The 13,774-nt window shown below is 60.9% G+C and carries 13 protein-coding genes; 5 read left to right on the forward strand and 8 right to left on the reverse strand.

The features are described 5' to 3' along the window. Positions 1-34 precede the first annotated feature (34 nt). Positions 35-1,618, reverse strand: coding sequence for a Na+/H+ antiporter (locus N1937_RS13005; protein WP_260056328.1), 1,584 nt, complete (start codon positions 1,616-1,618; stop codon positions 35-37). 339 nt (positions 1,619-1,957) lie between these two features. On the opposite strand from N1937_RS13005, the gene N1937_RS13010 reads away from it, so the two are divergent. Then, positions 1,958-2,731, forward strand: coding sequence for a dioxygenase family protein (locus N1937_RS13010; RefSeq protein WP_260056329.1), 774 nt, complete (start codon positions 1,958-1,960; stop codon positions 2,729-2,731). Between the two features lie 140 nt (positions 2,732-2,871). Then, positions 2,872-3,429, forward strand: a complete 558-nt coding sequence (locus tag N1937_RS13015) for a hypothetical protein (protein ID WP_170255142.1) — start codon at positions 2,872-2,874, stop codon at positions 3,427-3,429. A 187-nt stretch (positions 3,430-3,616) separates the two neighbouring features. Here N1937_RS13015 and N1937_RS13020 read toward each other — a convergent pair whose 3' ends face one another. The 3 genes from N1937_RS13020 to N1937_RS13030 form a co-directional block, all read right to left on the reverse strand. After that, positions 3,617-4,393 (reverse strand): molybdopterin-binding protein, encoded by a 777-nt coding sequence (locus N1937_RS13020; RefSeq protein WP_170255141.1) that lies wholly within the window; start codon positions 4,391-4,393, stop codon positions 3,617-3,619. Next, complete coding sequence (locus N1937_RS13025) at positions 4,390-5,232, reverse strand: cytochrome b/b6 domain-containing protein (protein ID WP_222331685.1); 843 nt, start codon at positions 5,230-5,232, stop codon at positions 4,390-4,392. Before N1937_RS13025 ends, N1937_RS13020 begins: the two co-directional genes overlap by 4 nt. Before the next feature lie 84 nt (positions 5,233-5,316). Further along, entirely contained in the window at positions 5,317-5,586 is a 270-nt protein-coding gene (locus N1937_RS13030) for a pentapeptide MXKDX repeat protein (RefSeq protein ID WP_017964840.1), read from the reverse strand. Positions 5,587-5,820: 234 nt separating this feature from the next. Between N1937_RS13030 and N1937_RS13035 the strand changes: the two genes are divergently transcribed. From N1937_RS13035 to N1937_RS13045, 3 genes are all read left to right on the forward strand, one after another. Then, positions 5,821-6,369 carry a sigma-70 family RNA polymerase sigma factor gene (locus tag N1937_RS13035; RefSeq protein WP_222279132.1) on the forward strand — a complete coding sequence of 183 codons (549 nt, stop codon included), beginning with the start codon at positions 5,821-5,823 and terminating at the stop codon, positions 6,367-6,369. Next, the gene (locus tag N1937_RS13040; RefSeq protein ID WP_260056330.1) at positions 6,366-7,010 is read left to right on the forward strand and encodes a DUF1109 domain-containing protein; all 645 of its coding nucleotides are present in this window, start codon (positions 6,366-6,368) and stop codon (positions 7,008-7,010) included. The genes N1937_RS13035 and N1937_RS13040 overlap by 4 nt, the downstream gene beginning before the upstream one ends. A 183-nt stretch (positions 7,011-7,193) precedes the next feature. Continuing rightward, positions 7,194-7,475, forward strand: a complete 282-nt coding sequence (locus N1937_RS13045; RefSeq protein WP_130785932.1) for a nodulation protein — start codon at positions 7,194-7,196, stop codon at positions 7,473-7,475. A 47-nt stretch (positions 7,476-7,522) separates the two neighbouring features. Here the strand turns inward: N1937_RS13045 and N1937_RS13050 are convergent, their stop codons facing one another. The 4 genes from N1937_RS13050 to N1937_RS13065 all read right to left on the reverse strand — a co-directional run bounded on the left by N1937_RS13050 (position 7,523) and on the right by N1937_RS13065 (position 13,773). Beyond that, a complete protein-coding gene (locus tag N1937_RS13050) occupies positions 7,523-9,016 on the reverse strand; it encodes a right-handed parallel beta-helix repeat-containing protein (protein WP_222291254.1) in 1,494 nt (497 codons plus the stop codon). A 436-nt stretch (positions 9,017-9,452) separates the two neighbouring features. After that, complete coding sequence (locus N1937_RS13055; protein ID WP_260056331.1) at positions 9,453-10,940, reverse strand: right-handed parallel beta-helix repeat-containing protein; 1,488 nt, start codon at positions 10,938-10,940, stop codon at positions 9,453-9,455. 523 nt (positions 10,941-11,463) lie between these two features. Beyond that, positions 11,464-12,435: a DMT family transporter gene (locus N1937_RS13060; RefSeq protein WP_260056332.1), complete on the reverse strand. Its 972-nt coding sequence runs from the start codon at positions 12,433-12,435 to the stop codon at positions 11,464-11,466. Positions 12,436-12,573: 138 nt separating this feature from the next. Then, on the reverse strand, positions 12,574-13,773 hold the full coding sequence (locus tag N1937_RS13065) for an ABC transporter permease (RefSeq protein ID WP_260056333.1): 1,200 nt from the start codon (positions 13,771-13,773) through the stop codon (positions 12,574-12,576). Position 13,774 lies beyond the last annotated feature (1 nt).

The raw sequence follows: 13,774 nt of genomic DNA on the forward strand, positions 1-13,774 counted from the left end.
ATGCGTTGAAGCCGAAGGCGCGAGGCGCTGAACCTCACGCCTTGGCCGAGATCGCACTCAGCTCCTCGAGATCGAGATCCCGTTCCAGCTCCAGCAGCGTCTCATCGTCGATCTCGCCGGCGCGATGGAGGCGTATGATTTCCCGACGCCCGATGGCAACCGCTTCGAGAACGACGTCGAAATGCGCATGCAGCGCCGGTATGTATTGCTCGGTTTTCTCGGCGTAGTCGATGATCGACGTGGCGCGGCGCTGGTAGCGCTCCAGCAATTGCGGGTGGATGAGTTTTCCTTCCGCGTCATAGGCCAAGCTCTGGACGATGCCGAACTGCGCCTGCGCCATGGCGGCTTCGGCCTGGCTCATCGTCAGGCGCGCATGTTCCGACTCCGGCTCCACCAGCCGCGCCCAGGCAATCACCCGCCCCAATGTCGTACCCTGGATGAGCACGGTGCCGAGAATGACCGCGAAGGAGGTGGCGAGGATGAAGTCGCGGCCCGGGAACCCCTCGGGCAAGCTCAGCGCCAAAGCGAGCGTCACCACACCGCGCACGCCCGCCCAACTGAGCACGGCAGCGCCGCCGACGCCAAGCGGTTGGGCCCGTGCGAAGCCCAGCGAAGCACAGAACCTGACGACGAAATCGCAGGCAAAGACCCAGGCAAACCGCGCCAGAACGAGTGCGACGAGGATCGCCAGCATCGGTAGCCCCATCGTCGCGATTACGGTGGCAAAGCCGCCGCCGCGTTCGACGACATCCCGCAGCGACAGCCCGATCAGGATGAAGACCGCCGCTTCCATCAGGAAGATCATCACCGTCCAGAACGAGACGCCGCGCACGCGCATTGCGGCTGATAGCACGGTGTGCTGATGCCAGCTCATGATGAGGCCCGCGGTCACGGTGGCGATGACGCCCGAAACATGCAGCTGTTCTCCGGCGAGATAGGCAATCCAGCAAAGCAGCACCGAGGCCGCGATGACGAGATATTCGTCGCCGAGGCGCCGGACAAGCTTGAACCACGCCATTCCCACCACGATGCCGATGACGGCGCCGCCGAGCGCCAGCACGAGGAAACTGCCGGCCGCCTCCGTCGCGCTGAAGGCTCCGGTTGCGGCAGCGGCAACGGCAAAACGGAAGAGCACCAGGCCGCTCGCATCATTGAGCAGGCTCTCGCCTTCCAGCAGAATCTGAAGCCGCCGCGGCAGCCTGACGCGCTGCAGCACGGCACGCGCCGCAACTGCATCCGGCGGCGCAACGATCGCGCCGAGGGCTGCGCAAGCTGCCCAGGGAATCGATGGAAAGATGAGATGGGCGACGACGGCGATGACCGCGCAGGTGAAGAACACCGCGCCGACGGCAAGCGAGGTGATGCCGATCACATGCCGCCGCAACCGCGCCGCCGCAATGGACCAGGCCCCGTCCATCAACAACGGCGGCAGGAAGATGACGAGCACCAGCTCCGGATCGACTGATATCGCCGGCAACCCCGGTACAAAGGCCAGCAAGGCGCCCCCAGTCAGCAGCGCGACGGACGGCGGCAGTCCGAGCCGGTGGGCAACATAGTGCAGCGCGATGATCGCCAGAAACATCGCGATGACGAGCTCGAATAAGTGGGTTGGTTCCATGTGCCCCTGCCCCGGCTCAGCAACGAATTTCGGATACCTTCTGCATAATTCAAATCTGGAGTCGTTTCAAAGAATTATATAACAATTCAAAGCGTTACCCTGCATTTTCGCGACGAACCCCAGTGCACAGCTTAGAGCAACTCTTCCATGTGCCAGCATCGGAAGAATACGCCTTCTCGTCAATGCGCGGGACGGAATCTCCGCTTCTGGACCGCAGCCCTACTGTCTCGGCAGACATCTGACGCCGATGATCGCGTTGCCATCGATCATTGCCTGGATTTAATTGGAGTTTGCTGCGCATCCTCCTTAAATCCAGCGTCTTGAGGCAAAGGAAGACAGATGAAAAGGCGGACCCTTGTGCTTGGCGGTGCGGCCATTGTCGCATCATCCGTGGCTGCGGCAATCTGGCCGCGGCGGCATATCGCTGTTGCCGCCAGGACATTCGAATGGAAGGGAACCGATTTCGTAAGCGGCGGCACGAAATCGGTTATCTTGGAAAAGCTGCCCGAGCCGCTCTTCCGTAGCCGTCCGAATTGCGTCGTCACCGTCGCCCAGACCCTTGGCCCCTGCCATGTCAACAATGTCCCGGCCCGACAGGACGTCTCGGAAGGAAAGACCGGGCTGCCTTTGCGGCTCGACGTCCGCATCGTTCATGCCGCCGATTGCCGGCCGATCGAAAATGCCGATATCGAAATCTGGCATACCGATCATCGCGGCATCTATTCCGGCCGCGAGGCTGCGGAGATGTGCACTTTCGGCGATGCCGAGGCGATCAGCGGGCTCGCCTTCCGCGGCCGCCAGCTGACGGATGCCAAGGGGCAGGCAAGCTTTTTGACGGCCTATCCCGGATGGTACAAGGGCCGCACGCCGCATGTTCATTGCCGTATCCTCGTCGACGGCAAGGAGCTACTCGTCAGTCAGATCTATTTCGACGATGCGCTGAGCGACATCATCTATGGCGAGCATCCTGACTATCTCGGGCGCCCTGCCCGCGATACGCGCAACGACGAGGACGGCATCATCCCCGAAGACGCCGCCGATCACATCTTCGATTTCGAGAAGCTCGATGGCGGCGTGCTGTCCGCCACCATCACCATCGGTCTTTCTGCCTGAGCGCAGGTAACCTGGGGAATGCATGGCCGGAGCTGTAGATCGCCATCCGCGAAGGTCCGTATTGCAACTTCGCCAAGACAAGATAATCGGGATACTATGCTTCCCGGTTCAGACCAGAGTGTTGAGGATGGAGGATGAGGATGCGAGGTTTTGGGTTTGTTGCGCTCTTCAACCTCGGAGCCATGCTGGCAGCCGGGCCGACCAGTGCATGTATTGATATTGCCTCCATGGACCTTCACGATGTTTCATATGCAGACGTCGTGGTCGTTGGTCGCGTGACGAAATACACGTTGGTTCTCGACCCCGAGGCGAGGAAACGACATCAGGAATTCCTTGCCCACAGTAGTGGCAAAGTCCGGGAACTTCTCGGGAACGCGAATAGTTTTATGACTGACTATGCGCGCTTGGAGATCGTGGTCGAGGAAGTTCTGCGTGGCACGGCGCCTCATACCCTCACCGTGACCTGGGATAACACCGCATTCAGCGAGATCATGCCGCCTACCTCCTACCTTATAGCCTTGCGCAGTTCAGGCTCACCGCTGCCGCCACTTCGAGGTCCCACCGCCACTATTCTTCCGGACCCGGATCCGGCTTCCCTGTCTGTCCTGCGGGCGCCGTGTTCCGCTTCGTTCTTTTTCGAAAACACCAGCAGTGATGCAGGTATTGTTCGGCAAATATTGAACTCAGGGCCCAAATGAATCTTTTGAGGCGATGACGAGCTTGCTGGAACTCGAGTTCGTCCTGGATGGCGGCAATGTCAATGCCGCTCGTGCGCGTCGGTTGCCGCCCGCCTGCACCTCGGCGGCCATTTCGAGCACTGGCGGTGCGAGGCAGAAGCTTTCGCTCTCTACCTGATAGAACTGGGACGAGCTCTATGACCGCCGCCTATATGCCCGCATACCATTCGTAACCGCGATCCTCCCAGAAGCCGCCATTGCCGCCGTAGAGCTGGCCGAGATCGGCGACGGCTTCGATGCCGGTCAGGTATTTTGCCTGCTTGTAGCCGAGCTGACGCTCGACCCGGAGCCTGAGCGGCGCGCCGTGGGCGACTTCGAGATCGCGGCCGTTCATGCTGTGGGCAAGGATCGTTTGAGGGTGGAACGCATCGACGAGATCGATGCTTTCGTAATACCAGCCGCTGCCGTCGAGCGTCTTTTCGTATTCGTCGGCGCAGTGGAAGACGATGTAGCGGGCTTCGGGTTTCAGGCCCGCCGCCTGCAGCAGCGCGCCGAGCGGCACGCCGGTCCATTTGCCGATCGCGCTCCAGCCCTCGACGCAGTCATGCCTGGTGATCTGCGTGCGGGCCGGCAGGGCTTTCAGCTCCGCCAGCGACAGCTGCATCGGCCTGTCGACCAGCCCGCCGATCTCGAGCTTCCAGCTCGAAAACCGCTGGTTCATCCAGTCACTATACCGGGCATTGTCCGGCATGCTCGTGCCATTGGCGCGGAAGGTCGGCGAGATATCGGCTTCCGTGAATTCGCGGGCGAGCGCGTCATCGCCAAGCAAGAAGCGCTGCGTCTTCATGCTGAAGCCTTCGGCGATCTTCAGAACCGATTTCGTTCGATCGTTTTCGACGAGGGCATCGCAGCCGGCAAGCCCCAGCGCCGATGCCGTCATGGTTGCGCCGATCAGGAAGCGACGCCTTGTAATGATGCGGCTCATGACTTTCCTCCCTGCCCGATGTCGTAATAGCCTGTGATCATCGAACGCAGATTGTTGAACACGCCCGAGACCAGCACCATCGCCACATGCACGGCGACGAAGGCGACGAGCGAGAAAGCGGTCAGGAAATGCAGCGTGCGGGCCGATTGCCGGCCGCCGAACAGATCGAGCAGCCAGGGCGCGACCGCATTGAAGCCCGGCGACATGGTAAGGCCTGTCCCGATCATCAGTGGCAGCAGCACGAAGATCACGGCGACATAGGCGAGTTTCTGCAGCGTATTATAATGGCGTGCCTCGGCGCCCTTGGGAAAGCGCAGCCGGGCATGACTGACGATCTCATGGCCGAGATGCGAAGGCTTCAGTTCTTCGACCGCCGGCAGCAGATCGCGTCGGAAATGCCGGCTGACAAAACCGTAGGCAAGATAGATGAAGCCGTTGATGACCAACAGCCAGGCAAAGAAGAAATGCCAGCGCCGGCCCGATGCCAGATCCTGATAGCTCGGCAAGGTCAGCCAGTTCGGAAAACCGCGCACTGCAGCCTCGCCGTCGACATTCGAAACCCCGAGAACGCCCGTCGTGTCGAAGCTCAATCCACCCACGCGCGTCACCCCCTTCAGCGCATCGCCTTCCTGCTCCGCCTCCATGGAAATGAAGGATGGATCGTCATCAGCGCCGTACTGCCCCCAATAGAGCGCCGGGTGGGCATTGAATATCTGCAGGCCGCTGAACAGCAGCACCGTCATGCACAGCACGTTCACCCAATGCGACAGGCGCACCAGCAGGCCATGGCGGTAGAAGAGCGTAGATCCGCTCGCCGTGCCGGCATCGGTCGTGGCCATTATAGTTCCTCCAAATCGACATGAAAGGCCTGACAAAAGAAGACGCGGCCGCCGGCGATAAAGTTTCAGCGGCCGCGGCTAAACTTACTTCATCGCGTCGCAGGCCTTCATCATCGTGTCCTTCTTCATCATGTCCTTCTCCATGCCGGCATTGTGCATGCAGTCGGCCTTGGTGCTGCCGGTCGCCATTGCGTCTTTCGACATTGCATCCTTGGACATGGCGTCCTTCGACATCGCATCGGTCTTCATGCTGTCTTTCTTCATGGCATCGCTGCTCTGGGCGCTGGCCGCGCCGGCAAGCGACAGGCCGATGACGAAGCTGCAGGCGGCAAGGCTGGAAAGGATCTTGGTCATGAGGGTCTCCTCGGATCGATTGACATGCCCGCCGGCACCCGCCGACGACTCACAGTCCTGAATTCGATCTCCTTGCGAAGACGGTTACAGCCTCACGCTTATGTGATAGCGCTACAGCGCCGCGCGCCTTTTGGAGACGCGCAAAGGACGCTGTACACTTTGAATTGCTGCAGGAACATTTTTGAACCTGCCTGTAACCAAAGCGTCATCCACCCGAATGATATTGCAGACGACATGACGAGCACCCATTCGGAACAAGCACTGAAGATGCTGATGCTTCTTTCCCTCGATGGGGACGAGATAGCCTATCGGCGTCTGCTCGTGACATTGCGAACCCTGCTCGTCGGTTATTACGGCGGGCGGATCGGCACTTCCGCGAAGTCCGACACGGAAGATCTCGTGCAGGAGACGTTGCTGGCGCTGCATTCGCGCCGGGCGACCTATGACAGGGAGCGGCCCTTCACCGCGTGGTTCTTCTCGATTGCCCGCTACAAGCTGATCGACCACCACCGAAAGCATGGCGGCCGGTACAAGGCGGAAATAGAACTGGACGAAGAGATCGAAGACGACTTCAGGGAGGATGCGATTGCAGCGCGCATGGATGTCGAACGGCTGTTGAACGGCCTGCCGCAGCACCAGCAGGAGTTGATCCGGCAGATCAAGCTCGAGGGGCAGTCGGTGGCCGACACGGCAATCCGCACCGGACAGTCGGAATCGGCGGTCAAGGTCGGCGTTCACAGGGGCATCAAGGCGCTGGCGGCAAGATTGCGAGGTGGAATGTGAGAGAAACTGAGGACGTGATCGACAGCCTTGTCCGGGATCTGAAGCCGGTACCGACGCATGCGCTCGAACGCCGCTTCGCGCTCGCCATCCTGCCGGCCTTAGCAGTCTCGCTGCTGCTGATGCTTATGGTCGTCGGCCTTCGCACCGATATGGCTCAGGCTCTGATGCTGCCGGTCTTTTGGATCAAGTCCGCCTACAATGCCTTGCTCGCAATCGCCGCCTTCGCGGCCGTTTACCGCCTGTCCCGGCCGGATGGCTCGGAAGGCCGCTTTTTCGGCATTGCCGCGGCCATCATACTCGCTCTCGCCGTCATGGCGGTCATCCAGCTCGCTTTGTCGCCGGCCGCAAGTTACACCGTTCTGGTGCTCGGCTCCTCCGCCCTGCATTGCCCGCTGCTGATCTTTGCCTTTGCCACGCCGATCCTGATTGCAAATACCTGGGTTCTCCGTGGCGGCGCGCCGAGCAACCTCGGCATTACAGGCTTCATCGCCGGCATTGCCGCCGGCGCATCCGGCGCCTGGGTCTATTCCTGGTTTTGTACGGAAAACGGCCTGCCCTTCGTCACCCTCTGGTATTCGCTCGGCATCCTCTTGACCGGTGCAATCGGCGCCCTCCTCGGGCCTCGCCTCCTGCGCTGGTAGCACCGGCCGTAGGATTGCTGTGCCGATTGTCCCGCAATGCCGAGTTCGGTCGAAGACGCCCAGCACCGCGACGCTAATCCTTCATCCGGCATGAAACCAGATGCAGCATTCCTGCGTACTACTCTGGGGATGGGTCTTGCGTACCCCCTGAATGGGAAAAGACAGGCGGCGAGGAATGACGGCATGGTCAGGAAAGAAGGCGTAGCCCATATCACCCGGCAAGCCGCGGAACAGGGGCTGGCCAGGCTGATGATGAGGCTGCCTGCGACGCGGGCGACGATCAGAACAGCCGCGGCGAGCCAGCCCCATTTTTACGAATTATGCGGCGCCTACGGCGAAGCCTGCGCCGTCCTCGATCGCATGCGCCGGGATAGATCGGCCGATCCCGCAATCATCACCGAATACGAGATCATCTGCGCGGAAATCGAAGTCGACGTCATCAGGATCCTGCTCGGCGATCAATGAGACTTCGCAAGTGCTGGGCGGACTGCCGCCGCGATGATGCAACGCCATCAGCTCAGCAAATCATTCACATGGATGGAGACGCTCAGCGTATCCGTGTCAAAATGCAGCGAAGTCCCATCGGAGATCTTGTAGTGGAAGGTGTCGCTCACGTCTCCGCTGAGCCCGGCGAGTTTCGCCGCGTCGGCCGTATAGGTGTAATCGCCGTCACTGTCGACATGGATGGTGCCGTATTTGCCGGTCAGCGTCACGCCGTCCTTGTCGACGAATTCGCCCTCGAAGCGGCGAAGCAGCAGGGTTCCGTTGGCCGAGCTGTCGTTTTCGAGGAGATTGCCGTAATGGGCGGCGTCCAGATCGGAGGCGATTTTCAGGCTGTCATGGGTTGCGACAAGCGCAGGCGCCGTGTCCGTGTGCGTCACATCGCCGACCGCGAGACTATCGCTGCTCGCAAGCATCGTCGCCTGGGCCTCGTCGAGCGTCGTGTTGTTGCTGACGGGAAAAGTGTTCGCGGCGATGATGGTGGGGGAGATGCTGTAGGGCGTGACATCGCTGGCGATGACATTGTCGTGGAACGAGCCGGATGCCGGCCTGTCGACCTTCAGCGCCGCTGAGGACAGGTCATCGAAAACGTTGCCGTAGATATTGATATCTTCGCGAACGTAAGTGGGGGTGCCGACAGCGCTGATCGCCACGCCCCATACGCCGTCATGGATGTAATTGCCCGAGATATCGTAATCCCGCGTGTCGCCCTGGTCGCCGAGGCCGATAGCGTAGGACCAGCTATAGCCGCCATAACCTGAAATATCGTTGTCGTGAATAGCGACGTTGGTGCCGGCTTGTGCGCCGATCCCGAAGCCGCCACCGATAATCGCGTTGTCCTCGACCAGGACATTGACAGGCCGAACGAGCGCGATGACGCCTTTCGGCGTCGCTGCACCCGTCTGGTCGAGGTAATTGCCGCTGATCACGATGTTGCTGCTGTCGTTCATCTGCACGGCATCTGCGGCGGTGCCGTGAGCGTTGGTGACGGTGTTGTTGAGAAAATTGACGCCGTTGATCTTCTCGATCCAGACGCCGTCGCCGTTGACGTCGTTGATCGTGCTGTTTTCGATGGTGATGTTCGAGCCGGTCCTGAACGTGACGGAACCTGACTTGCCCGCCAAACCGGTATGATCGACCTCGACGTTGCGCACGGTCCAGTTCGAAACATATCCGCCATAGATGGCTGCCCCGCCTGTGTCCGATATCTTGATATTCTCGATGACGATGTTCGATGCATAAAGGCTGTGAATACCATCGCCGGGGCTATGGATGACTGGCGCATCGCCGACCCCGTAGCTGCCGATGGTGATCGGGGCACTCACTGTGCCGGAATATTTCAGATCGAGCTGGTCATTGAACACGCTTCCGGCGGCAAGCAGCACGCTGTCGCCCGGCTGCAGCTTCAAGCTTTCCACCGCCGAGAACGACGAAAACGGCGTGTCCTCGCTCGTTCCGCTGTTGCCGTTGGAGCCTATCGCCGGATTCACATAATAGATCGTCATATCGCCTTGTTCTCGAATTGCCGCGCAGCCGTCTGGATCAGCTGCGACACGTGGATCGGATGTGGTCGGGGCTAAAGGCCGTGGCCTTCGAGTTGCCTTCACGACGGTCGGCAGACCCTGTGGGCCTGCCTTGGTCCCGAGAACGCCTGGCGGAGGCGGTATCCTAAAAATGACAACTTATACGGAAAAAATCTACCAAAAAGCGACCGAAAGGTGAATAAACGGTAATCGTCCTCCTTGGCGACGTATGGTCGCAGGAGTGTAGACGTTCTGTTTCAGGTCAGTCGCCAGCCGGAAAGGTTGAGGCCGCTTGCAGCCCCTTACCCTCACCCGGCGACAGCCGGATGAGGGACGCTGTGAAGCCATTTGGTGGCGAGAGCAACGCCTCCCCGGAAGGAAGGTCTCCGGGCGTAGCGCCGCTCCCGGCACGCTCACCTCAGCTCAGCAAGCCATCCAGGTGGATGAAGACGGTCAACGTATCCCCGTCGCTATGATGCGAGCTTCCATCGTTGATCCCATAGGTGAAGGACTCGCTTACATGTCCGCTATGGTCAGGGAGTTTCGTTTCATCGAGCATGTAGGCGTAGTTGCCTTCCCGGTCCACATGGATGTCGCCGTATTCCCCGGTCAGCGTCAGGCCGTGCTTGCCGACGGTTTCGTCCCCGAAGCGCCGAAGCACCAGGGTGTCATTGTCCGAGCTGTCGTTTTCGAGGAGATTGCCATGATGGGCAGCGCCCGTATCGGTCAGGATCTTCAAATTGTCATGGACAGCGACGACTGCCGGATCCGCAGCCGACTCCGTCGCTGCAGCGGTCTTGGCAACCGGGCTCGCCAGCGCCGTCTCGACATTGGCGACCGTATGGTTGTTGCTGACGGAGAAGGTGTGCGCGCCGACGATATCAGGCGATATGCTGGTGGCCTTGACGCCGCTCTCGATGGTATTGTTGGAAAAGGAGCCGGATGCGGGCCTGTCGACATTCAACGCCGCCTGTGAGAGGTCGTCGAAGACATTGTCGTGGACCTTGATATTCGTGCGGTCATAGCTCGGGCTGCCGGCAGCGGAGATGACCACGCCCCGGGCGCCGTCATGGATGTGGTTGCCCGCGATATCGTAGTCTCTCGTATCGCCCTTGTCGCCGAGACCGACGGCAAAGGACCAGCTGTAGCCGTGAAAACCCGATATGTCGTTGTCGCGGATGGCAACATTCTTGCCGGCCTGCGCGCTGATGCCGAAGCCGCCGCCGGTAAGCACATTATCCTCGACCACGGCATTCACCGGCCTGACGAGAGCGATAACGCCCTTCGGGCTATCGGCATGCGTCTGGTCGAGATGATTGCCCTTGATCAGAATGTCGCTGCTGTCGTTCATCTGCACGGCATCGGCCGTCGTCCCATGGGCGTTGGTCACGGTATTGTTGAGAAGCTTGATGCCGTTGACCTTTTCGATCCAGAAGCCGTCACCTCTGACGTCCGAAATCTTGCTGTCTTCGACCGTGATGTTTTTGCTGCTCCGAAAGGTCACGGCACCGGCGTTTTCCGACAATCCAGTCTTGGCGATCTCGACGTCGCGGACCGTCCAGTTCGTGACACTGCCGCCATAGATGCCAGCACCTGCTGTATTCGATATCTTCAGGTTCTCGATGACGATGTTTGAGGCATAGAGACTGTGGATGCCGTCGCCGCTGCTGTGGATGACGGGCGCAGCGCCCGTCCCGTAACTGCCGATCTTGATCGGCGCATTCTCGCTGCCGGAATATTTGATATCGAACTGCTCGTTGAACACACTTCCCTTGGCAAGAAGCACGCTGTCGCCGGGTTTCAGTTTCAAGGATTCCACTTTGGACAAAGTCGCAAAAGCCGAGTTCTGGCCCGTTCCACCGTTGCGGTCGGAACCAGTCGCTGAGTTCACATAGTAGACTGTCATATCGCCATGTTGCCCTGTTCGTCGGATCGCTAATGTCGCCGCCGGGACCGCCCAGGATCGGCTGATCGCATGCGGCGGGGGCAACCGGCCACGGCAAAAAGGCGATAAGATGTTGTCAATGGGGCAATGCGCGCCTCGCGGACCTTATTCCACAGGCAATGGCCTGGTGTGACGAAAGTTACAACTTTGGCCGAGAAATCGGCGACTTAGAGATGAATAAATCGCTGCGTGTTTGCGCGAGGTGTACGTCGCCTTCTGTCTGCGCGTCATGTGATTCGTGCCTTCGCTTGCGCTCAGGGGGAGGAGCGCCAGCGACGAACGCCTTGAGCGCAAGCGAAAGGCGCACTCCAAGGTGAAACCCTACCCCCTCGCCCTCAAAGCCGAGGTCAGCGGCAACCATGTCGCAGCGATGGGGAGACCTCAGGCCCTCCAGCGCCGCGCGTCTTTTCAGACGCGCAAAGGACGCTGTAGCACTTTGAATTGCTGCATAATTTTATCCTTAAATCGATCCCGATTTAAGGAATTATGCAGTAGCCGCTTCGGCCTTGATCTTCGGCTTCAGCAGGATGATGAGAAGCAAGCCGGCGATGATGAGTGCCGCGCCTTCGAGGTGATAGCGTTGCAACTGCTCGCCAAGGATCAGATAGGCGAGCACGGCGATGAAGATGGTCTGAATGTAGAGGAGGACGCCAGCCCGAGCCGCCCCCAGCGCCTCGATGCTACGATTGAAGAGGTAGTACATGACCGCCCCGCCAGGGATCGCAACATAGGCGAGCGCGATAAGCCCGCTGCCGTTGAGCGTCGAGCGTTCGTCTGAGAATAGCTCGGACAGGTAGAAGGGCAGCGCCGTCAGCACCGCCGCACCGAGCAGCAGCACCAGGAGCGCAAGGCGATTCATATCGAATTTCGCGCGGCGGAGCAGGACGGTATAGAGACTGAAACAGAACGCGCCGGCGACGATCCACAGTTCACCCGGGTTGAAGTCGAGCCGCATCAGCGCGGCCGGACTACCCTTGATGATGATGACCACGATTCCGAGAAAGGCCAAGATCGATCCGATCACCTGCCAGCGTCCCATCGGCTCGGCCAGCATCAAGCGGGCAAGGATCATGGTGATGATCGGGATCAGGGCAATGATGATGCCGGCAGTGGTGGCATCGGCATGTTCGAGGCCGACAAAAATCATGCCCTGGCAGATCGCCAGTCCCACGCCGCCAATCACAAGCAGTTCGAGGGCGCGAGCCCGCACCAGCGCGACCATGTCGCCGAAATGCCGGCGCACGATCGGCATCAGGATCGCGAAGGCGATCAGCACGCGCCAGAAGCAGAGCGCCCAAGGCGGCATCTCCGAAGAAACCCATTTCGCGGCGATATAGACGCCGGCCGACAGCAGCCAGCAGAGAATGCCCACGGAATAGCCGGCGGCAAGCGAATTGTCTGCCGCCTGTTCCGTCCCAACCGTGTCGCGATGGACCGCCAAGACATTCATTGCCATGGCCTAGTTATGCCATAGTTTCCGCGGGCTGCACAGATGAGGCGGCGGCGCTCCGCCTGTAGCGGATGTCTCCCTCGGGCCGATCAGGGCGGTCGCCGCGATGGCGTGACCCGCCCGGAAGGTTTAGACAACCAGCCTCTATCCCCTCGCCCGCAATGCCGAGGTCAGCGGCAACCTTGTCGCGGCAAGCGCCGGCAACGCTCCGCCGATGATGCCGATGGCAAGCCCCAGCAGCCCGGCGGTGAGCGCGACGTCGGTGGTGACGTCGAGCTGGAAGGCCATCTTCGTGTTGTTGGCGCCCATCGTGCTGGCTTGCCAGCCGTTGAAGGCGAGCCATGAGGCGAGGATGCCGAGAGCGGCCCCCACGACCGAGAGAGCCACGGCCTCGACCCAGGTGGCAATAAAGGCCGGCAGGCGGCCGAAGCCGAGCAGGCGCAGCGTTGAGATTTCGACGGTGCGGTCGGAGACCGAACTCATCATCGTATTCAGCGCGCCAGCGGTGGCGCCGACCGCCATCAAAAGCGCCAGCGGCCAGCCGAACAGGCGGATGAGGCTCGCGGTGCGCTCGGATTGCGCGGCATAGAGATCGGCCTCGGAGACGGCGGTGAGCGGGGCGCCGGGAATTGCGGAAAGATGCTCCTGCAGCACCGGCAATCCGCCTGCCCCCGCAAGCCGTACGCGCAGGCTCTGCACCTGTCCCTGCCGGTCGAAGGCCGATTGCACCGCCTCCAGATCCGCCCAGATCTCGGATTCGAAGGCGCTGCCGCCTGACGTGAAATGCCCTGTCACCGTCCAGTCCATCGCGCCGAGCTGTACTTTGTCGCCGACGGCGAAGCCGGAGAATTCATCGGCGATGCGGCCGCCGACGACGATTTCGCGCGCGCCCGGCGAAAACAGCCGCCCTTGGGAGAGCGTGGCGCGGTCGCGCAAGCCGGGGCCGGCCAGATCCATGCCCCGCAGCGACAGTGTCTGCTCAGCGCCGTCGCTGGCCCTGACGACATCGACGGGAACGATGATCTCGCGCGACAGCGCCAGTTCGCCGGCATTCCGCGCCACGCCGATCCCGCCGGTTGCGGCGGTCAGGCTGCGGATCGCTTCGGCCGGCACATCCGAGCCGGTCTCCTGGTTGGTGCCGCCGCCGAGAATGACGGCGATGCCAGGCGAACCCGTGCCTTGGAGGGCTGCCTCAAAGCCCCTGGCCATGGCGAGAAAACCCGCAAGCACCGCCACCACTAGGGCCACCGACAACACCATCGACAACGAGATCCACAGCCGCCGCGGCAGGCTGCCGAGATTGACTCTGATCATGAGAAAGATCTGCTTGAGCGCTGATGACATT

Origin of the sequence: Rhizobium sp. WSM4643 (assembly GCF_025152745.1) — a bacterium.
GTDB lineage: Bacteria > Pseudomonadota > Alphaproteobacteria > Rhizobiales > Rhizobiaceae > Rhizobium > Rhizobium leguminosarum_I.